The sequence below is a fragment of the Sagittula sp. S175 genome, assembly GCF_049800975.1.
Classification (GTDB): domain Bacteria; phylum Pseudomonadota; class Alphaproteobacteria; order Rhodobacterales; family Rhodobacteraceae; genus Sagittula.
This window is the reverse complement of sequence record NZ_JBNAGB010000007.1, coordinates 123,481-141,819: the sequence shown is the minus strand read 5'-3', so window position 1 is coordinate 141,819 and position 18,339 is coordinate 123,481. Positions and strand designations below refer to the sequence as shown.

The window sequence follows — 18,339 nt, the reverse complement described above, 5'->3', positions numbered from 1 at the left end:
CCTTACGCTTGGGCCTTCGGGGCCTTGTAGTTGGACACTTCCGCGATACGGGCCGACTTGCCGCGGCGCGAACGCAGGTAGTACATCTTGGCGCGGCGGACGCGGCCACGACGCACGACTTCGATGGATTCGATGTTGGTCGAGTGCAGCGGGAAGACACGCTCCACGCCTTCACCGAAGGAAATCTTGCGGACGGTGAACGAACCGGCGATGCCCTTGCCGTTCTTGCGGCTGATGCAGACGCCTTCGTAGTTCTGCACGCGGGTACGCGCGCCTTCGGTCACCTTGAAGCCGACGCGGATGGTGTCACCGGCCTTGAAGTCGGGGATGGTCTTCCCCAGCGCAGCGATCTGCTCCGCTTCGAGTTGTGCGATCAGGTCCATCTGATCTCTCCTTTCGATACACGCGGTTTGCCCGCGGACATGTCTGACAAGTGATTGATCCCGATGGGATTTCTTCCTGACAGCTATTGCTTTGTTGTCGTGGTGCCGGTTGCCCGTCCCACGAAACCCAAAGGCACCGAGTCGCCCCGGTGCCCCTTGGATGCGCCCCTGTACACGCGCGACCCCCTTGTTTCAAGCGGTTTCGGGGCCGCCTAGAGGTCCTTCACCAACCGCAGCGCGTCGTAGATTGCCGCGTGCGTGTTGCGCGCGCTGACCGCGTCGCCGATGCGGAACAGCTGGAATGCGCCGTCCGCATTGCTGCGCACCGCCTGCGGCCGCCCCTCGATCAGCGCGTCGTGATCCACCTCGCCCAGGTTCGACGACAGGGGGCGCAGCGCAAAATACAGCTCGTCCAGCGGCAGGGTCCCGTAGTTCACCACCACCTGGTCGTAGTGCTGTTCGCGCGTGAAACCCGAGTAATCCGTCCCGATGGTCGCCGTCAGCCGGTTGCCGTCCTTCGCCACCCCCAGCAGGCGGCGCGTCACGGTAAAGGTCACGTCCTTGTCCTGCAGGCTGCGCATATAGGGCACGAGGTTCATCGCCATGATATCCGGGGCAAAGGTCCGGTCGGGGGTCATCACCTCGACCGTCGCCCCTGCTGCCGCCGCGATCTCCGCCGCCTGAAGCGCCGGGTGATCGCCGCTCTCGTCGTAGATCAGAACGTTGGCGGCGGGCTTCACATCGCCCGAGATCAGGTCCCACGCGCTGACTACATGCCCCGTTTCGGCACCGGTCTCGAAAAGTTCGAGGTTCGGCAACCCGCCCGTCGCCACGATCACCACGTCCGGGTTCAGCGCGGTGACGTCCTCGGCCTCCGCCCATGTGTTGAAGCGGAATTCCACGTCGCGAGCCGCGCATTGCGCCATGCGCCAGTCGATGATGCCGATCATCTCGCGGCGGCGCGGGGTCTGCGCGGTCAGGCGCACCTGCCCGCCGGGGGCGTCGGCGGCCTCGAAGACCGTCACGGCATGCCTGCGCTCGGCGGCCACGCGCGCGGCTTCCAGCCCCGCCGGGCCTGCGCCGATCACAACGACCCTCTTTGGCTCCTCTGCCGCCGGGATCGTGTGCGGCATGGTCAGCTCGCGCCCCGTGGCCGGGTTGTGGATGCACAGCGCGTCCCCCGCCTGGTAGATCCGATCCAGACAGTAGGTCGCGCCGACGCAGGGCCGGATGTCTTCCTCGCGGCCTTCCATGATCTTCTTCACGATATGCGGGTCGGCCATATGCGCCCGCGTCATCCCCACCATGTCCAGCAAGCCCGCGCTGACCGCGTGCCGCGCCGTCGCCACGTCCGGGATGCGCGCCGCGTGAAAGGTCGGCATCCCCGTCGCGGCCTTGACCGCGCCCGCGAAATCCAGATGCGGGGCGGAGGCCATGCCCTGCACCGGGATCACGTCGGTCATGGCAGGGTCGGTATGGATGCGCCCGCGAATGACGTTCAGGAAATCCACCTGACCCGTCGCCGCCAGCCGTTTCGATATCTCGAGGCCTTCCTCGGCGGTGATCCCGCCCTTCTGCGCTTCGTCCGCCGTGTAGCGGAAGCCGACGATAAACTCGTCGCCCACCCGCTTGCGCACCGCCGCCAGCACGTCCAGTGGAAAGCGCAGGCGGTTTTCCAACGTATCCGCGCCGTAAGGGCCGGTCAGGTCATTGGATAGCGGCGACCACAGCTGGTCGATCAGGTGGCCGTAGGCCTGCAACTCGATCCCGTCCATGCCTCCGGCCTTCATACGCTCGGCCGCATCGGCGAAGTCGTTGATGATGCGGGCGATGTCCCAGTCTTCCAGCAGCTTCGGAAAGGCCTTGTGCGCCGGTTCGCGATGCTTGGACGAGGACACAGAGGGCAGCCAGTTGCCCTTGTTCCAGGTCGTCCGCCGCCCAAGGTGCGTCAGCTGGATCATCACCGCGCAGCCGTGTTCATGGCAGCCGTCCGTCAGGCGCTGGATCCACGGCACCACCTCGTCACGGTAGGCCAGCACGTTGTTGAACACCGGCGGGCTGTCCTTCGACACCGCCGCCGAGCCAGCCGTCATGGCCAGCGCCACGCCGGCCTTTGCCCGCTCCTCGTGGTAGGCGCGGTAGCGGTCCTTGGGCATCCCGTCTTCGGGGTAGGCCGGTTCATGGCTGGTGGTCATGATCCGGTTCTTCAGCGTCAGGTGCTTCAGCTGGTAGGGTTGCAGCAGCGGGTCGCGTGACATGTCTTTCCCTCGAATATCAGTACCATGCGTCCGGCATGGACGCTTTCTTCTTTGTCATGAACTCGGTCAGCGCCTCGTTCAGCCCCTCGTCCAGCGGCGGGGCCTCGTAGGCCTCCAGCGTCGCCTTCCACCGGGTGTTGGCCCGCGTCGCGCTGTCGATTCCGCCCTGTTCGTCCCATGTCTCCCACGGCTGGTTGTCGTCCAGCGCGCTGTCGTAATAGGCCGTCTGGTAGTGGCGCAGGGTGTGCTGGGTGCTGAACAGGTGTTCGCCCGGCCCCTGTTCCGCGAGGCAGTCGAAGGCCAGCGTATCCTCGTTCACCTCGACCCCCCGGCAGTAGCTGTGCAGCGCGCCGCAAAGGTCGGTGTCCATGACGAATTTCTCGTAGGACATGGACAGCAGGCCGTCCAGGAAGCCCGCCGAATGCAGCAGGTAATTCGCGCCACATTGGATGGCGGACATCATCGACATCATGCTCTGCTGCATGGCCTGCCCATCCGGCAGTTTCGAGGTCGAGAAATTCCCCGCACACCGCAGGGGCATGTTCAGCCTGCGTGCCAGTTGTCCGAACACCAGCGACCCCAGCGCCGGTTCCGCCGTGCCAAAGGTTGGCGACCCGGACCGCAGCGACATGGACGACAGGAAGCTCGCCAGGACCGCAGGCGCGCCGGGGCGCACCAGCTGCGTCAGCGCGCAGGAGGTCATGCTTTCCGCAAGGCACTGAGCAATCGCGCCTGCATTGGTCAGCGGGGCCACCGCGCCGCCTAGCAAGAAGGGCAGGTGGATCGACCCCTGATTGGCCGCCGCATAGGCCCGGATGCCGCGCGAGGTCACACCGTCGATGACCAGCGGCGAGGTCGTGTTGAAATTCCCCATGATGACGCAGTTCTGATCGGTGAACTCGGCCCCGAACAGGATGCGCGCCATCTCGATCGAATCCTCCGCCCGCTCCGGCGCGGTGATCGACCCCAAGAAGGCGCGGTCCGAGTAGCGGATATGGGAATACACCATGTCAAGGTGCCGCTTGTTTACCGGTACGTCGGTTGGCTCGCAGATCGTGCCGCCCGAGTGGTGCAGCCACGGCGACGACTGACCTAGCTTGATGAAGTTGCGGAAGTCCTCGATCGTGCCGTAGCGCCGTCCCCGGTCGATATCCATGACGAAGGGCGAGCCGTAGGACGGCGCCATCACGATGGCCTTGCCGCCGATCTGCACGGATTTGGCCGGGTTGCGCGCGTGCTGCGTGAACACCGGCGGGCAGGTCTTCAGCAGCCCCCGGATCAGGCCCGGCGCAAAGCGGATGTTCACCCGTCCGTCGCCCAGATCCGTCGCCTCGCCGCCCGCGCCGACGAACAAACGCACCGTTTCCGGGTCGTCTCGGAACTCGATCCCGATCTCGGCGAGGATGCGGTCGGCGGTGGCCTCGATCCGCTCCAGCGCCTCGTTCGACACGAGGTCATAGGTCGGGATGTTGCGGGTGATGTAAGGCACCTCCAGATGCGGGTTCTGCCCCGGCTCGCCGCTGCGGGCCGTGCGCGCCCTGCGGCGCGGCTTGCGTTCGATGACCTCACTCATTTCCCTGTAGCCTTTCACGTCAGACCTGCTAACACATGTGTCATGAGATTTGACACATGTGTCAATAACGGGGTGCGACATGGATGTGACGCAAACAGACCAGATGCACGGGACGCAGGCCACGTGGCTGCGCGCGGCCTATGATGTGCTCTGCGATCAGGGGGTCGAGGCGGTCAAGATCATGCCGCTCGCCCGAAGCCTCGGGCTGACCCGATCCGGGTTCTATTACCACTTCACCGACCGCGAGGCCCTGCTCGAGGCGATGATCCGCCATTGGGAGGACAAGAACACCGGCACGCTGGAGGCGCGCTGTGACGCCTACGCGGAAACCGTCTGCGAGGCGATCTTCAACCTCTTCGATTGCTGGCTGGACAACGACCTGTTCGACAGCCCACTCGACCTTGCCATCCGCAACTGGGCGCGGAACGACCCCGCGTTGCAGACCCGGCTCGACGCCGCCGACAAGCGCCGGCAGGCCGCTATGGAGCGCATCTTCCTGCGCTTCGGCTACTCGCCGCAAGAGGCCGAGACCCGCGCCCTGACGATGATCTTTGTCCAGATCGGCTATATTTCGATGCGCGTTACCGAGCCCCGCGACGAACGGCTTGCCCGGATGCCGCCCTACATCGTCGTCTTTACCGGGCAGGAACCCACCCCGGCCGAGATCGACCGCTTCATGGCGCGCCATTGCACCCCGGCGGCCTGACGCGATAGCGTCCCGGCAGGGGGACCCATGCGCGACATCAACCTGAAAGCCACCGAACATTTCGAGGCCGTGGCCCGTCTTGGCACCGTGACCAAGGCCGCGACCGAGCTGGGCGTGTCGCCCTCGGCAGTCAGCCAGCAGATCCGCGCGTTGGAGGAACAGTTCGGCGTCCGCCTCTTCCGGCGCGAGAAACGGCGTCTGGTGCTGACGCTGGACGGCGACCGGCTGTTCCAGACCACCACGCAGGCCTTCGGCGCGCTGCGCAACGCGCGTGATGCCATCAGCCGTCAGCGCGACATGCGTGGCTTGACGCTGCGGGTCTCGCCCTCTTTCGGGGTGCGCTGGCTGGGGCCGCGCATCGCCGGTTTCGCCGCCGAGAACGAGGATTGGAACATCCGCGTCGATGCCACGCCGGATTTCTCCAGTTTCGAGACAGAGACCGTGGACCTCGACCTGCGCTACGGGCTAGGCCATTGGCCGGGGCTGGCGGTGGACCCGCTGATGCGCGACTACGTGCTGCCCATGTGCTCGCCCGACTACCTGGCGCGGTTCAGCGACCCCGTGGCCGACCTGTCCAAGGCGCGGCTGATCGACTCCGCCAAGGCGCTGTACCGCTGGGACACATGGCTCGCCACCCAGCGCCTGAGCCTGCCCGAGGTGATCTATCCCTTCCGCTTCGACCGCTCGTCCATGTCCATCGAGATGGCCAGGCAGGGCGGCGGCGTGACGCTGGACAGCGCAACGCTCTGCCTTGGCGAACTGGAACGCGGCGAGCTGGTGCCCTTCGCCCCGAAACTGCCCGTCATGGTCTTTCCGGCCTATTGGTTCGTCGCCCCGCAACGCCACCTGACCCGCCGCATCGTGCGCCGCTTCCACGACTGGATTGGCGCCGAGGCCACAGGTCACGAGACCCGCGTCCGGGCCTTCCTGTCGGATACATGTCACTTTGTCGAAGCCAGTCCCGAGGAGATGCCGCGCTAAGGGGGGATGGCACCGCGCCCAAATGGGAGAGAGGACGCGGCGCCGGGAGGCAGGTGATCGATCACGTATCTGCCAAGTCTGAATTTTCGCACCCTTCGCGGGCGGCCCACAATGCCACTAACGACCGATTCACGGCCTCGTGCGCCCTTGTGGACATGGTTTTCCCGACATGCGTGAATGCTGCATTGCACGCATGTCAGAGGGGTTTAGTGGATCAGCGAACCGCCGTTCACATCGACCTCGGAGCCGGTCACATAGGCCGACAATTCCGACGCAAGAAACAGCGCGCAGCCCGCCACATCCGACGCTTCTCCGGCGCGCCCCATGGGGATGCCCTTGAGCACTTCGGCGCGCATCTCGGGGGTCAGCTTGCCCGCCGTGATGTCTGTGGCGATGAAGCCCGGGCAGATCGCGTTGGACCGCACGCCATCGGGGGCGAGTTCGCGCGCCATGGCCTTGGTCAGGCCCAGAACGCCCGCCTTGGCCGCCGAGTAATGCGGCCCGCCAAAGATGCCGCCCCCGCGCTGGGCGCTGACGGACGATAGGTTGACGATGGAACCAGACTTGGCCGCACGCATCGCTGGAATGACCGCCTGGCTCATGTAAAGCGTCCCGCGCAAGGACACGTCGGTCACGGCCTCGTAGTTCTCGGGCGCGATGTCCATCAGCTTCAGCGGTTGGGTGATGCCCGCGTTGTTCACGAGGATGTCGATGCGCCCGAAGGCTTCAAGCACGGCATTGGCCACGGCGTCGCAGTCTTCCTTGGACACCACGTTGCCCGCCAGCCCGATATGGCCCTCGCCCGGCAGGTCAGCGGCGGCGGCCTTTGCCTGAGCCGCGTCGAGGTCGGTGATCGCCACGCGGCAGCCGTGCTCCGCGAAGAGCATGGCGGTGGCCTTGCCCAGCCCGCGCGGGCTGGCCGCGCCGGTGATGATGGCCGTCTTGCCTGTCAGTAGTCCCATGGTCTTCTCCTTAACGGGCCTTAAACCCAGCCCTTGATCTGTTCGGCGACCTTGTCCACGGACAGGCCGTACATGTCGTGCAGCGTTGGCAGCGCGCCTGCCTCGAGGAAGGCATCCGGCAGGCCGATCATGCGGAAGGTGGGGCTCAGCCCCGCGCACAGGATCTGACGCGCCACGGCCTCTCCCAGCCCGCCGTTCACCGTGTGGTTCTCGGCTGTCACGACCAGCCGCCCGCCCTTGCCGACCTCTGCCAGGATGGTCTCCACATCCAAGGGCTTGATGGTCGGGACGTGCAGGACCCCCACATCCAGACTGTCAGCTGACAATTTCTCTGCCGCGTCCAGCGCCCGCATGGTCATGATCCCGCTGGAGATCACCAGCACGTCGCGCCCCTCGCGGATCATCTGCGCCTTGCCCAACTGGAAGCGGTAATCCGGCTTGTGGCGGCGCAGCACATCCGGGACCTTGCCGCGCAAGAGCCGCGCATAGACCGGCCCGTCGTGGGCGATCATCTCGGGCACCATGCCCGTCACGTCCGCCGCGTCGCAGGGGTCGATGAGCACCATGTTGGGCAGGCCGCGAAAGATCGCCAGGTCCTCGGTCGCCTGATGGCTGGGACCGTAGCCGGTGGTCAGGCCGGGCAGGGCGCAGACGACCTTTACGGGCAGGTTTTCCTCGGCGATGGCCATGGCGATGAAGTCATAGGCACGGCGCGAAGCGAACACCGCGTAGGTCGTCGCAAAGGGAATGAACCCCTCGCGCGCCATGCCCGCCGCCGCCGACATGAGCAGCTGTTCCGCCATGCCCATCTGGTAGAACCGGTCGGGCATCGCATTGGCCAGCACATGCATGTCGGTGTATTTCGACAGGTCCGCCGACAGGCCGACGATGCGCTCGTCCTTCCTGGCGGCTTCCACCAGCGCCTCGCCAAAAGGGGCTGCCACGGTGTCGTACCCTTCGGCCGCCAGAGAGGCGATCATGGCCGAGGTCGCGACCTTCTGCGCGACCTTGCGCGGCTCGTACTTGCGTTTCATCGAGTCAAAGGTCACAGCGGCTTGCCTTCTTCCAGCTTGGCGAGGGCCTTGGCCCATTCGTCGGCTTCGACCCGCACGAAATGCGTGATCTCGCGGGCTTCGAGGAAATCGACGCCCTTGCACATGGTGGTGTTGCAGATGATGACCCGCGGCTTCGGGTCCTTGAGGCTGCGCGCCGTGTCGAAGGCGGCCACCAGCGCGGCCAAGTCGTTGCCGTCGACCTCTTGGGCGTGCCAGCCAAAGGCCTCCCACTTGGGTGCCTCGGCCCCCACGGCCAGCGCGTCACGGGTCGGCCCATCGGCCTGCTGGTTGTTGAAGTCGACGATGCAGATCAGGTTGTCCAGCTTCCACTGGACGGCGGACATGACCGCCTCCCATGTGCTGCCTTCGCCCAGCTCGCCGTCCGACATGAGGTTGAAGACAAAGGCGGGGTTCTTCTTGCGCTTCAGCCCCAGTGCCGCGCCCACGGCGATGCCCAGACCCTGACCAAGCGAGCCGCCGGTGATCTCCATCCCCGGGGTGTAGGAGGCCATGCCCGACATGGGCATGCGGCTATCGTCCATCCCGTAGGTTTCCAGCTCGTCATCGGGGAGGATGCCCGCCTCCATCAGCGCGGCATAGAGCGCGATCGCGTAGTGTCCGATGGACAGGTAGAACCGGTCGCGGCCCTCCCACTCGGGGTCCTCGGCGCGGTAGTCCATGGCGTGAAAGTAGGCCGTGGCCAGCACGTCCGCCACACCCAGCGCTTGCCCGATGTAGCCCTGTCCCTGCACCTCGCCCATCAACAGCGCCTTGCGCCGGATGTTCCACGCGCGCTGTGCCAGCGAGACGTTGGACAGCGCGTTTGCCGATCCGTTCATCGTCACCCTCCCTTTTGTCTTTGGCGCACCTCTAGCAGGGCGGCGCGCTCGTGCGTTGTTCGAAAATCGCAAGACCTTGTTAGAAGAACTGAACAACGCCAAGGCGCGGCCTGCTGTATGCATCGCTGAAGTCCGAGGAGGAGCCGCATGACCGACATACAGTCCATGGCCAATGCCATCCGTTTCCTTGCGCTCGACAGCATCCTGAACGCGGGCGAGGGCCATCAGGGCGTGCCGCTGGGCATGGCCGAGATCGCAGCGACCCTCTACGCCAACCACCTCAAGGCCGACCCCGCCGATCCGCTCTGGCCCGACCGCGACCGCGTGGTGCTGTCGAACGGCCATGGCTCCATGCTGCTGTACGCGCTGCTGCACCTGTCGGGGGTAAAGCCGCTGTCGCTGGAGGCGCTCAAATCCTTCCGCCGCCTCGGGTCGGTCTGCGCCGGCCACCCCGAGATCGAACAGCGCGCCGGGATCGAGATCACCACGGGCATGCTGGGGCAGGGTATCGCCTGCGCCGTCGGCATGGCGGTGGCCGAGGCGCGCATGGCCGCCGAGTTCGGGCCGGAGCTGGTGGATCACCGGACTTGGGCCTTTGTCGGTGACGGCTGTTTTCAGGAGGGGCTGGGGCAGGAGGCCGTCAGCCTCGCCGGGCATCTGAAGCTGGGGAAACTCACCTTCCTTTGGGATGACAATCACATCACCGATGACGGCGACACGGCGCTGTCGATATCCGAGGACGTTCCGGCGCGGTTCCGCGCGGCGGGCTGGCATGTGGTCGAACTGGACGGCCATGACATCGCCGCCGTGGATGCGGCGCTGTTCGCGGCACGCACCGATCCGCGCCCCTCGCTGCTGGCCTGCCGCACCACCATCGCGCGCGGCATTCCACGCCTGCAAGGCCAGCGCGGCGGCCATTCCGCGCCGCTGACCCAAGAGGACCGCATCGAGGCGCAGGAGGCGCTGGGCTGGTCCCATGACCCCTTCGTGGTGCCCGACGCGATGCGGGCCGATTGGGCTGCCTCCATGACACGCGGTGCCGAGGCGCATCGCACTTGGCACGCGGCCTTGGCCGAGCACCCGCGCGCGCCCGAGTTCAGGCGCTGGACGTCGGGTGCCCTGCCCGACGGCTTCGGCAACAGGATGGACGAACTCACCGCCGGGCTGGTCAGCGAAGACCCGCGCGCCACGATCCTGTCGTCGGGCGACGTCTGCGAGGCGCTCCGTATCGCGCTGCCCGAGGTGCAGGTGCTGTGCGCCGATCTGGAGGCCCCGACCAACCACAAGCGCAATCGCGCCGCGTTTTCCGCTGACTCGCATGGCGGGTCATACGTGCATTGCGGTGTGCGCGAGCACCTTATGGGGGCCATGACCTGCGGCATCGCGGCCCACGGCGGGTTGCGCCCGGTGAACGTGACTTACCTCGCCTTTGCCGATTACGAGCGCCCGGCCATGCGCATGGCGGCGCTGATGGGGCTGCCGGGGATCTTCGTGTTCAGCCATGACTCCATCGGCGTCGGGTCGAACGGGCCGACCCACCAGCCGGTGGAAATCCTCGCCTCCTTCCGGTCGATGCCGAACATGCGCGTTTTCCGCCCCTGCGACGCGGTGGAAACTGCCGAGGCTTGGGAAATCGCGCTGGAAACCCGCCGTGGTCCCAGCCTCTTTGCTCTGTCGAAACAGCCGACCGCGCAACTGCGCAGCGCCGGAGAGAACCGCTCGCGGCGCGGGGCCTACGTGCTGCGCGACACGGACGGGCCGCGCGACGTCACGCTGCTGGCCACGGGAACCGAGGTCGCTCTTGCCGTCGAGGCCGCCGAAACGCTCGCCGGACAGGGGGTCAAGGCCGCCGTGGTGTCCATGCCCTGCTGGGAACTGTTCGAGGACCAGACCGAGGCCTACCAGGCCGAGGTGCTGGGCGAGGCCCCGCGCATCGCCATCGAGGCGGCGCTGAAATTCGGCTGGGAACGCTGGCTGCGCCCCTCTGACTGCTTCATCGGCATGGACGGCTTCGGCGCGTCGGACCGCGCCGAGGTGCTGTACCGCTACTTCGGCATCACCGCCGCGCGCATCATCGACGAGGCACGGCGCAGGGTCAGCGTTCGGAACACTGAACGAGCGTGACGCCGTTCATCGTCTGGGCGTTCAGGTTGGCTGTCAGCACGACGGTCACCCCGGGGTTGCCCTGCGCGTAGGTCAGCACTTCGGCACAATCCCCCAGCCCAAGGTCGGATTCGATTTCGAGCGTGACGCCGCCGCCATCCGTCTGGAGGCCGATGGAGAGGACCGTTGGGTCCTCATCCGGGCCTTCGGTGACGTTGAAGGCGACCAGTTCCGCGCCGGTGAAACGGTATTCGACGGTGTGTTCATAGGCCAGCGCCGGGAGGGCGCAGAGCATCAGGGGCAGGACGAGGGCAAGGCGCATGGCGGGTCTCCGGTGGCTGCCTTTCCAGCCTGCCCCGAACCTGTCGCTGCGTAAACCCTCAGCCCTTGCGCGCCTGCCACAACTCCCACAGGTCGGGACGGCGGTCCTGCGTCAGGGCCTCGGACTGGGCGCGCCGCCACTTGGCGATCTCGCCGTGATGGCCCGACATCAGCACGTCGGGGATGGTCCGGCCCTTCCATTCAGCGGGGCGGGTGTATTGCGGATGCTCCAGAAGACCATCCGAAAAGCTTTCTTCCTCGGTGGACTCGGCGTTGCCCAGCACACCCGGCAACAGGCGCACCGTGGCGTCCAGCATGGCCTGCGCGGCGATCTCTCCGCCCGTCAGGACGTAGTCGCCAAGCGAGACCTCGGTGATGCCATAATGGTCGATCACCCTCTGGTCGAGGCCTTCGAAGCGGCCACAGATCAGCGTCACGCCGGGACGCTCGGCCAGGGCCCGCGCCGTCTGCTGGGTAAAGGGGCGACCCCGCGGCGACAGGTAGATCAAGGGCGCGGCGGGGTGCTGCCCGGCGCGGGCCTGTTCGATCGCAGCGCCCATCACGTCAGGCCGCAGCACCATGCCCGCGCCACCGCCCGCAGGCGTGTCGTCGACGTTGCGATGCTTTCCCTCGCCGAATTCGCGCAGCGCGACGGTCTGCAACTGCCAGCGCTCGTCCTTCAGCGCCTTGCCGGTCAGGGACAAGCCCAGCACGCCGGGGAAGGCCTCGGGGAACAGGGTAATCACCTGTGCATTCCAGGCGCGCGCCAGCGCGGGTGCCGCGGTCATCAACTCGCGCGGCTTCAGGCTGGGGCGGATGGACTTGCGTCCGTGGGAGAGCTTCGGTTTGCTGGGTGCGTCTGACATGCGCGTGCCTTATCCCGAGCCAGCCTCGTGGGGCAAGAGCCAGCGACTAAAGCAGATGCGGATGAGAGGCGGCGTTGGTCGGCGCGTCGAAGTAGTCCGAGCGTTCCGGATCGCTGCGCAACAGTCCCGTGTCGAGATCCCAGGCGCGACGCACACGCGCCGGACGGCCGTCGTAACGCACAAACGCACCGTTCGGCAGAGGCCACTGCGCCCCGATCAGTCGCGACACGCGCTCCATTTCACGTGTGACGCGAGGGGCGGCTTCGACCAGAGCGTTCGGCGGGTCCAGAGCCAGTTCTTTGGTCCGGTAATGCCCGGCGTTCCAGTTCTCAATGATCGAGCGGATCGCGTCGAGGTAAGCCGTCTTGTGCCCAAGCGCCGCCGCCACCAGCCGGCCGTCCAGCGCAATCTGGGCCAGGTATGCCGCCACTGTTGCCTTGTCACAGCCACGTTGGCGCAGACACCACAGGGCGGCCTCGCGCTGGGCGGGATTGTTCGGGTCATGCTCCAGAACCACGCGATGCCACAGGTCGATATCGGAGGGTCCCAGAGCCTGAAGGGCATCGACCAGCGAGGGCATACGCTGTTCGTGGCGTTGCCGTGTCCAGAGCCATTGCGTCGCGAGGTAGAGCCTCTGGTTCCGGTCCCATTCCGCGCGTTCCCGTGCCATGACATCCACCTCGTCGCGCAGTCCAAGAACGGCATCGGGGCGGCGAAAGAACTGTGCCAACCGCCCGGCTTCGCCCGGCGACGACGTCAGCAACCGCGTCAGCAGAAACGCCGTTGCCATTTGCTGCGAGGTGAGCGCGCCCGGATCTCGCTGCGCCCAGGCCGTCAGGCAGCGGCGCAGGATCCAGGCGGTGGCCTGTTCGCGTGACAGTGACGAGTGCAGGGACAAGGCGCTGTCTTCGGCGGCCAGCGCCCGCACGATCGTTGCACGTTGCTGCGTTTCGCTGGGCAGATCACGCGGCACGCGGCGCAGCGGCATCATCTCGCGCGCCTGCACGGCGCTGGTTTGGCCGGGATGGGTAAGTGCGGCGCCCAAGGCCACGAGGCTGCAGGCCACGGTGAGCAGCGTTGACGGGACGTGCTCGCCTTGATGGAGGGCGACCCAAAGCGCGGCGCAGGCCGGGATCAGCGCGAGGCTGGAGAAAAGCAGTCTGTGGGTTGTCCGGTCCAAGGGAGGCGGTCCATAAAATACGTCTCGATTGCGGCTAAAAATGGACGAGCAATGTGGCGGGATGTGGGTGACTTTGGACGAATTTCACCGTTAATTTTTCAACGTTGTGGACAGAAGTCGGGGGGGCTTTCTCACTGTCCCGTACGTTTCAACAGTCGGGCTGTTAACCTATCCTAACGATGAATCACTTGTGGCAAATAGCGTCAATTTCTCCGAACGTTGGGTTCAGGAAATTCCCGTTTATGGTGAGCCACTTGCCCTTGTGTCAGTCCAGCAGGCCTTCGGGCGGGTCGGCCACAATCCGTCCGGCCGCCAGATCCACCGTCGGGACACAAGCCATGGTGAAGGGCAGCAGTATCGTCTTGGACACACCGGGGCGGATGATCTCCAGCAGGTCGGTGGCGCCGTGGTTCAGCACAGCCTTCACCCGACCCATTTCCACCCCGCCCGTGTCGAACACGGTCAGGCCGATCAGGTCTGCGTGATAGAATTCGTCGTCAGGCAACGAGGGCAGCCGGTCGCGCGGAGCGTACAGCCGCACGCCCTTCAGCGCGTCAGCGTCTTCCTTGCTGCGCACCCCCGACAGCCGCGCGGCAAAGCCCTGCGCGATCTCCCGGGTGATCTGCACCTGATAGGTCTCGCCGTTGTCGCCGGTGAGCGGCGCGTAATCCGCGATTGCTTCGGGGTCCGAAGTGTAGCTTTTCAGACGGACCTCGCCATGGACCCCGAACGCGCCCCCGATGGCGCCGACACAGATCTGGTCGTCCATGGTCATCCCCTTACTTGCCGACGCAATAAGCGCCACGCGTCCACACTCCGCCGGAGTTTTCACAAAGCTCGCGCTGTTGTCCACGCTCATAGAACATGCCCGCCACGAAGGCGACAGCAAGCAGCAGGGGAAGGCGGATCAGGCTGAACATGGGCGCGGCTGTGCCATGGCGCGTGGCCAGATGCCAGAGCACTTTGCAGCTTTGGCAGCCACTCGCGCATGAAAAAGCCCCGGCGTCGCGCGACACCGGGGCCGATTGGCGTGGGGCGGGTGGGCCACCCCATGCCGCCACCGAGGAATTACTCGGATGCTTCTGCCGCTGCGGCTGCCTTGGCGGCTTTCTCTTCGGCGCGGTCCTTGGCTTTCTTGCCCGGCTCGCCCTTCTTGGGGTTGTTGCGCTCTTTCTTCTCGATCACGCCTGCGGCTTCGAGGAAGCGCGACACGCGGTCGGTCGGCTGCGCGCCGTGGGACATCCAGTACTGGATCCGCTCGACGTCCATCTGGACGCGCTCTTCGCTGTCCTTGGCCAGCAGCGGGTTGTAGGTGCCCAGCTTCTCGATGAAGCGGCCATCGCGCGGCATGCGCGAGTCGGCTGCGACGATGCGGTAGAAGGGGCGCTTCTTGGAACCACCACGGGCGAGACGGATTTTAACGGCCATTGTTTGATCTCCTTTGAATGGCTTGGATTTCAGGCGTCAGCCTGATGTTGCTTGTGGTGACGGATCACCTCCTGAATGACGAAATTCAGGAATTTCCTTGCGAAGACCGGATCGAGATCCGCCTCCAGTGCAAGAGCTTCGAGCCGCGCGATCTGCTTTTCTTCGCGCGCGGGGTCGGAGGGCGGGAGGTCGTGTTGCGCCTTGAGGACGCCCACGGCCTGCGTGTGCTTGAACCGTTCTGCCAGCGTGTAGACGAGGATCGCGTCGAGCCGGTCGATCGACTCGCGGTGACCCTTCAGGATTTGCGCCGCGCGGGTAACGTCATCGGGGGCGTCAGTCAATTGCGAATCCTTTCGGCTTGAACAGCGGGTCCTGGTAGTGGGCGATTTCCATCGCGACGCCGTGCCCCGCCTGGCCCTTTAACTGGTCCATGGTGGGGTGGCGGTAGACGGCGTCGGAGCCGTCGATCGACGGCGCGTCGGCGTCCTTCCTGCAGCCCAGCCGTTCGGCGAGGCGGATGGAATCGAGGTTCTTCGGGTCGATGTAGGACACGGCGGTTTCCCAGCCCTTGTCCTCGTAGAAGTGGCGGCGCACCCGGTCGGTGGCTTCCAGCGCGTAGCCCTTCCCGGCCTTGTCGGGCCAGATGATCCAGGCGATCTCGCGCTCCGGCCATTTCGCCGGGAACCAGCCGCCCGCCATGCCGACGGTCTCGTCCGTTTCCTTCAGGTGGACCATCCACATGCCGAAGCCGCGGATTTCCCAATGGCCGATCTCGGCGGCGTAGAGCATCCAGGCCTCGTAGGCATTCAGTGGCCCGCCCATGAAGCGCGAGCGGTAGGAGGCGAAGGTCGCCTTGAAATCCGGGTAGTCCTGCGGCTGCGGCGCGCGCAGTTGCAGGCGCTTGGTTTCAAGGACGGGGATGTTGGTGATGGTCATGCGTCCCCCTTGGAGTGGCGCCAGACGTGCAGGTGATCGTCGCCGATCTGCGCCTCGGCCTGCGGGTCGCGGCGGGCACCGGCGCGTTTCATCAGGCGGTTGCCCCGGTCGTTGTCCGAAGCGACGTAGCTGACGACGCTGTCCCACCTCAGGTCGTCGAAAGCATGGTCGCGCGCGGCTTCCAGCGCCTCGAGCGCATAGCCCTGACCCTCGGCGCCCGCAGCCATGAAGATGCCCAGCTCGGGCTCCGGGTTGTCCCATTCGTAGCCCAGCAGGACGAAGCCTGCGGTGGGGGTCGTGGCGGCGTCGATGGTCCACAGCCCGTGGCCGTGCAGCATCCAGCAGGCGACATAATTGGTGAAGTCCTGCCACGCCTCTTCGCGGGTAAACGGCCCGTCCATGAAGATCGCGCGATCCGAGGTCAGGATCTCGGCATAGGCCTTGAAGTCATAGACGCGAGGGCCGCGCAGTTGCAGGCGTTTCGTGTCGATCACCGGCACCTTGCCGCCCATGCGGGCGGCGGCGCGCGCGGCGGGGCCGGGGCGGTGCTTTTCGCAGGGGGCGGTGGCTTGCTTGACGGGGGCGTCGGTCACGGGCGCGCCTCCGGGTGACGCCACAGCTGGACCTTGGCGCCCAGCAGCAGGGTTTCCTTCTCGGGGACGGCGCCGAGTTTCAGCATGACGCCCTGCGCCGCGCCGTTGCCCGGATGCACGAAGGAGGCGAGGCGGTTCATGCCATGCGCTTCCCAGGCCCAGAGGCGGGCGGCGCGCAGGGCCTCGGTCGCGAGGCCCTGACCTTCGAGCGCCTCGTCGAAGATGTGGCAGGTCAGTTCCGGCTCTTCCCACATCAGGTGGTTCAGCAGGCCCACCCGCCCGATCACGCGCCCGCCCTGCGTGAGGGTGAACAGGCCGTATCCGCGCAGGCCCCAGTGACCCATCTGGCCCAGGAAGCCGCGCCACATGTCGTGGCGGTCGGGGCGCGGGCCGCCGACGAATTTCGCGCGGTTGGAGGACATGAAGGCGGCGACGGCCTCGAAGTCGTCCTCTTCCGGGGTGCGCAGGACCATCCGGTCGGTAGATATGGACAGGTGCGCCTTCATGATGCCACCTCGTCGGGGCCGGGGTGACGCCAGAGCTCGTCCTCGCCCATGTTGGTGTTGTGGTAGACGCGTTCGAAGCGCGCCCCGAGGCGGGTGGCCAGCGCCTTGGACCGGTCGTTGCCGGGCACGATGTTCGAGGTCAGCGTGGTCAGGCCGAAGTCGTCGTAGGCCCACTGGCGGGCGCGTTTCGCGGCCTCGTAGGCGATGCCTTTTCCTTCGAACCCGTCGAAGACCACCCAGCCCAGTTCAGGCTCGGGCCAGGTTTCCGGGTTCCAGATGCCACTGATCCCGGCGGGGGTGCCGGTCGCGCGGTCCTCGATCACGAAATAGCCGTAGCCGTGCCAGTGCCAGTGACCGACGTTCATGGCAAACCAGCGCCAGGCATTGCCGCGCTCGGCGATATGGCCAAAGCCTTCCGCACGCTCGGCGTCCATCAGGAAGGCCATCACCGCCTCGGCGTCCTCGCGGCGGGGGCCGCGCAGGATCAGGCGGTCGGTTTCGAGCGTGGGGGCAAAGGGGACCAGCGTCATGCGTAGGCCTCCGGGTTGCCGTCGGCGTCCAGCCTGTGTCGGTAGACGACGGTTTCCTCGGGCGTTTCGCCTGTCGGCAGGGCGGCGTCGGGATCGTGTGTCGCGCCAAGGCGTTCCGCCAGCGCGATGGAGCGGGCGTTGGCCGGGTCGATGTAGGAGACAAGCGTCGCGTACCCCTGCTCGGCGGCCCAGTTCAGCACCGCCAGCGCGGCCTCGGTGGCGTAGCCCTTGCCCTCGGCGTGGTCGAGCAGGGTCCATCCCAGTTCGACCTCGGGGAAATGCGGCGGTTTCAGCAGCCCGATCTGGCCGAGGAAGGTGCCGTCCTTCGCCTCGATCCCCCAGGCGCCGTGGCCCAGCAGGTCCCACATGCCGACCTCGGAGGCCAGCCAGCGCCACGCCTGCTTGCGCGGAATCGGGCCGCCCATATAGGCCGCGCGGTCACTCTCGAACAGGTCACAAAGCGCTTCGAAGTCGGCCATGACATGGGCGCGCAGGGTCAGGCGCGGGGTATGCAGGGTGGGGGCGGGCATCAGGCACGACCCTCCGGTGCAGGATGGCGCCAGACCTGCGAAGGTTGGCCCAGCAGTGTTGCGTCGCGCTCGAAGGTTGCGCCGAGGCGTTCCGCAACGCGGATCGAGCGGGCGTTGTCCGGGTGGATGTTGGACACCAGCGGCCCCATGCCAAGGGTCGTGTAGGCCCAGTCGCGCACGGCGAGTGCCGCCTCGGTCACGAAGCCCTTACCCTCGAATCCGTCGAAGAGGTGCCAACCGAGTTCCGGTTCTTCCCACATCACGTGGTCGATCAGGCCGACGCGGCCCACGGGGGTATCGTCATGCAGGACTGTGAAGAAGCCGAAGCCCTTCAGGGCCCAATGGCCGAAACCGGCGAGGAAGGCGCGCCAACGGGCGAATTCGTCCGCCGTGGTGCCGCCGATGAATTCCAGCCGTCCGGATGTCTCCATGAACGCAGAGACCGCAGGCCAGTCGGACTGTTGCGGCGGCCTGAGGGTCAGGCGCGGGGTATGGAGGACGGTGTCGGTCATCGGGTGGTGTGCGATTTTTCTTCGAAAAATCGCGCCTCCGGCGGAAGGTATTTGGACCAAGAAGAAGCCGGAAGCGC

At 66.3% G+C, this 18,339-nt stretch carries 22 protein-coding genes; 3 read left to right on the top strand and 19 right to left on the bottom strand.

Annotated features, from left to right (window positions below; all coding sequences use genetic code 11):
* Positions 1–2: 2 nt before the first annotated feature.
* The 3 genes from rplS to ACP16H_RS11155 all read right to left on the bottom strand — a co-directional run bounded on the left by rplS (position 3) and on the right by ACP16H_RS11155 (position 4,214).
* On the bottom strand, positions 3–383 hold the full coding sequence (gene rplS, locus ACP16H_RS11165) for a 50S ribosomal protein L19 (protein WP_425072369.1): 381 nt from the start codon (positions 381–383) through the stop codon (positions 3–5).
* A 212-nt stretch (positions 384–595) separates the two neighbouring features.
* Entirely contained in the window at positions 596–2,641 is a 2,046-nt protein-coding gene (locus ACP16H_RS11160; RefSeq protein ID WP_425072368.1) for an FAD-dependent oxidoreductase, read from the bottom strand.
* A gap of 16 nt (positions 2,642–2,657) precedes the next feature.
* Positions 2,658–4,214, bottom strand: coding sequence for a trimethylamine methyltransferase family protein (locus tag ACP16H_RS11155; protein WP_425072367.1), 1,557 nt, complete (start codon positions 4,212–4,214; stop codon positions 2,658–2,660).
* A 79-nt stretch (positions 4,215–4,293) separates the two neighbouring features.
* On the opposite strand from ACP16H_RS11155, the gene ACP16H_RS11150 reads away from it, so the two are divergent.
* Entirely contained in the window at positions 4,294–4,920 is a 627-nt protein-coding gene (locus tag ACP16H_RS11150) for a TetR/AcrR family transcriptional regulator (RefSeq protein WP_425072366.1), read from the top strand.
* 27 nt (positions 4,921–4,947) lie between these two features.
* The gene (locus ACP16H_RS11145) at positions 4,948–5,901 is read left to right on the top strand and encodes a LysR substrate-binding domain-containing protein (RefSeq protein WP_425072365.1); all 954 of its coding nucleotides are present in this window, start codon (positions 4,948–4,950) and stop codon (positions 5,899–5,901) included.
* 206 nt (positions 5,902–6,107) lie between these two features.
* On the opposite strand, the gene ACP16H_RS11140 is transcribed toward ACP16H_RS11145, so the two are convergent.
* The 3 genes from ACP16H_RS11140 to ACP16H_RS11130 are packed head-to-tail and all read right to left on the bottom strand — an operon-like array spanning position 6,108 to position 8,757.
* Positions 6,108–6,863, bottom strand: coding sequence for an SDR family NAD(P)-dependent oxidoreductase (locus ACP16H_RS11140; RefSeq protein ID WP_425072364.1), 756 nt, complete (start codon positions 6,861–6,863; stop codon positions 6,108–6,110).
* Between the two features lie 20 nt (positions 6,864–6,883).
* The gene (locus ACP16H_RS11135) at positions 6,884–7,912 is read right to left on the bottom strand and encodes a transketolase family protein (RefSeq protein ID WP_425072363.1); all 1,029 of its coding nucleotides are present in this window, start codon (positions 7,910–7,912) and stop codon (positions 6,884–6,886) included.
* Positions 7,909–8,757, bottom strand: a complete 849-nt coding sequence (locus tag ACP16H_RS11130) for a transketolase (RefSeq protein ID WP_425072362.1) — start codon at positions 8,755–8,757, stop codon at positions 7,909–7,911. Before ACP16H_RS11130 ends, ACP16H_RS11135 begins: the two co-directional genes overlap by 4 nt.
* Before the next feature lie 147 nt (positions 8,758–8,904).
* Between ACP16H_RS11130 and tkt the strand changes: the two genes are divergently transcribed.
* Entirely contained in the window at positions 8,905–10,881 is a 1,977-nt protein-coding gene (gene tkt / locus ACP16H_RS11125; RefSeq protein WP_425072361.1) for a transketolase, read from the top strand.
* Here tkt and ACP16H_RS11120 read toward each other — a convergent pair.
* From ACP16H_RS11120 to ACP16H_RS11060, 13 genes are all read right to left on the bottom strand, one after another.
* A complete protein-coding gene (locus ACP16H_RS11120) occupies positions 10,853–11,182 on the bottom strand; it encodes a hypothetical protein (protein ID WP_425072360.1) in 330 nt (109 codons plus the stop codon). The two genes, tkt and ACP16H_RS11120, sit on opposite strands and share 29 nt — an antisense overlap.
* Positions 11,183–11,240: 58 nt before the next feature.
* Entirely contained in the window at positions 11,241–12,047 is an 807-nt protein-coding gene (trmD, locus tag ACP16H_RS11115; protein ID WP_425072359.1) for a tRNA (guanosine(37)-N1)-methyltransferase TrmD, read from the bottom strand.
* A 46-nt stretch (positions 12,048–12,093) separates the two neighbouring features.
* Positions 12,094–13,227: a hypothetical protein gene (locus tag ACP16H_RS11110; protein ID WP_425072358.1), complete on the bottom strand. Its 1,134-nt coding sequence runs from the start codon at positions 13,225–13,227 to the stop codon at positions 12,094–12,096.
* Positions 13,228–13,492: 265 nt separating this feature from the next.
* On the bottom strand, positions 13,493–13,996 hold the full coding sequence (gene rimM, locus ACP16H_RS11105; RefSeq protein ID WP_425072357.1) for a ribosome maturation factor RimM: 504 nt from the start codon (positions 13,994–13,996) through the stop codon (positions 13,493–13,495).
* 10 nt (positions 13,997–14,006) lie between these two features.
* Positions 14,007–14,147 carry a hypothetical protein gene (locus ACP16H_RS11100; RefSeq protein WP_425072356.1) on the bottom strand — a complete coding sequence of 47 codons (141 nt, stop codon included), beginning with the start codon at positions 14,145–14,147 and terminating at the stop codon, positions 14,007–14,009.
* A gap of 148 nt (positions 14,148–14,295) precedes the next feature.
* Complete coding sequence (gene rpsP / locus ACP16H_RS11095) at positions 14,296–14,655, bottom strand: 30S ribosomal protein S16 (protein ID WP_425072355.1); 360 nt, start codon at positions 14,653–14,655, stop codon at positions 14,296–14,298.
* 29 nt (positions 14,656–14,684) lie between these two features.
* On the bottom strand, positions 14,685–14,996 hold the full coding sequence (locus ACP16H_RS11090) for a chorismate mutase (RefSeq protein ID WP_425072354.1): 312 nt from the start codon (positions 14,994–14,996) through the stop codon (positions 14,685–14,687).
* Complete coding sequence (locus tag ACP16H_RS11085) at positions 14,989–15,591, bottom strand: GNAT family N-acetyltransferase (RefSeq protein WP_425072353.1); 603 nt, start codon at positions 15,589–15,591, stop codon at positions 14,989–14,991. The genes ACP16H_RS11090 and ACP16H_RS11085 overlap by 8 nt, the downstream gene beginning before the upstream one ends.
* A complete protein-coding gene (locus tag ACP16H_RS11080) occupies positions 15,588–16,184 on the bottom strand; it encodes a GNAT family N-acetyltransferase (RefSeq protein WP_425072352.1) in 597 nt (198 codons plus the stop codon). The genes ACP16H_RS11085 and ACP16H_RS11080 overlap by 4 nt, the downstream gene beginning before the upstream one ends.
* The gene (locus tag ACP16H_RS11075; RefSeq protein ID WP_425072351.1) at positions 16,181–16,690 is read right to left on the bottom strand and encodes a GNAT family N-acetyltransferase; all 510 of its coding nucleotides are present in this window, start codon (positions 16,688–16,690) and stop codon (positions 16,181–16,183) included. Before ACP16H_RS11075 ends, ACP16H_RS11080 begins: the two co-directional genes overlap by 4 nt.
* Positions 16,687–17,220, bottom strand: a complete 534-nt coding sequence (locus ACP16H_RS11070) for a GNAT family N-acetyltransferase (RefSeq protein ID WP_425072350.1) — start codon at positions 17,218–17,220, stop codon at positions 16,687–16,689. Before ACP16H_RS11070 ends, ACP16H_RS11075 begins: the two co-directional genes overlap by 4 nt.
* Positions 17,217–17,750, bottom strand: coding sequence for a GNAT family N-acetyltransferase (locus ACP16H_RS11065; protein WP_425072349.1), 534 nt, complete (start codon positions 17,748–17,750; stop codon positions 17,217–17,219). Before ACP16H_RS11065 ends, ACP16H_RS11070 begins: the two co-directional genes overlap by 4 nt.
* Positions 17,750–18,262: a GNAT family N-acetyltransferase gene (locus ACP16H_RS11060; RefSeq protein WP_425072348.1), complete on the bottom strand. Its 513-nt coding sequence runs from the start codon at positions 18,260–18,262 to the stop codon at positions 17,750–17,752. Before ACP16H_RS11060 ends, ACP16H_RS11065 begins: the two co-directional genes overlap by 1 nt.
* Between the last annotated feature and the right edge of the window lie 77 nt (positions 18,263–18,339).

Coding starts and splice junctions, on each gene's coding strand:
- rimM (WP_425072357.1), bottom strand. CDS start 13,996: ATGGACGACCAGATCTGTGTCGGCGCCATCGGGGGCGCGTTCGGGGTC.
- ACP16H_RS11140 (WP_425072364.1), bottom strand. CDS start 6,863: ATGGGACTACTGACAGGCAAGACGGCCATCATCACCGGCGCGGCCAGC.
- ACP16H_RS11075 (WP_425072351.1), bottom strand. CDS start 16,690: ATGAAGGCGCACCTGTCCATATCTACCGACCGGATGGTCCTGCGCACC.
- tkt (WP_425072361.1), top strand. CDS start 8,905: ATGACCGACATACAGTCCATGGCCAATGCCATCCGTTTCCTTGCGCTC.
- ACP16H_RS11065 (WP_425072349.1), bottom strand. CDS start 17,750: ATGCCCGCCCCCACCCTGCATACCCCGCGCCTGACCCTGCGCGCCCAT.
- ACP16H_RS11060 (WP_425072348.1), bottom strand. CDS start 18,262: ATGACCGACACCGTCCTCCATACCCCGCGCCTGACCCTCAGGCCGCCG.
- ACP16H_RS11120 (WP_425072360.1), bottom strand. CDS start 11,182: ATGCGCCTTGCCCTCGTCCTGCCCCTGATGCTCTGCGCCCTCCCGGCG.
- ACP16H_RS11100 (WP_425072356.1), bottom strand. CDS start 14,147: ATGTTCAGCCTGATCCGCCTTCCCCTGCTGCTTGCTGTCGCCTTCGTG.
- ACP16H_RS11145 (WP_425072365.1), top strand. CDS start 4,948: ATGCGCGACATCAACCTGAAAGCCACCGAACATTTCGAGGCCGTGGCC.
- ACP16H_RS11130 (WP_425072362.1), bottom strand. CDS start 8,757: ATGAACGGATCGGCAAACGCGCTGTCCAACGTCTCGCTGGCACAGCGC.
- ACP16H_RS11155 (WP_425072367.1), bottom strand. CDS start 4,214: ATGAGTGAGGTCATCGAACGCAAGCCGCGCCGCAGGGCGCGCACGGCC.
- ACP16H_RS11150 (WP_425072366.1), top strand. CDS start 4,294: ATGGATGTGACGCAAACAGACCAGATGCACGGGACGCAGGCCACGTGG.
- trmD (WP_425072359.1), bottom strand. CDS start 12,047: ATGTCAGACGCACCCAGCAAACCGAAGCTCTCCCACGGACGCAAGTCC.
- rpsP (WP_425072355.1), bottom strand. CDS start 14,655: ATGGCCGTTAAAATCCGTCTCGCCCGTGGTGGTTCCAAGAAGCGCCCC.
- rplS (WP_425072369.1), bottom strand. CDS start 383: ATGGACCTGATCGCACAACTCGAAGCGGAGCAGATCGCTGCGCTGGGG.
- ACP16H_RS11070 (WP_425072350.1), bottom strand. CDS start 17,220: ATGACGCTGGTCCCCTTTGCCCCCACGCTCGAAACCGACCGCCTGATC.
- ACP16H_RS11085 (WP_425072353.1), bottom strand. CDS start 15,591: ATGACCATCACCAACATCCCCGTCCTTGAAACCAAGCGCCTGCAACTG.
- ACP16H_RS11160 (WP_425072368.1), bottom strand. CDS start 2,641: ATGTCACGCGACCCGCTGCTGCAACCCTACCAGCTGAAGCACCTGACG.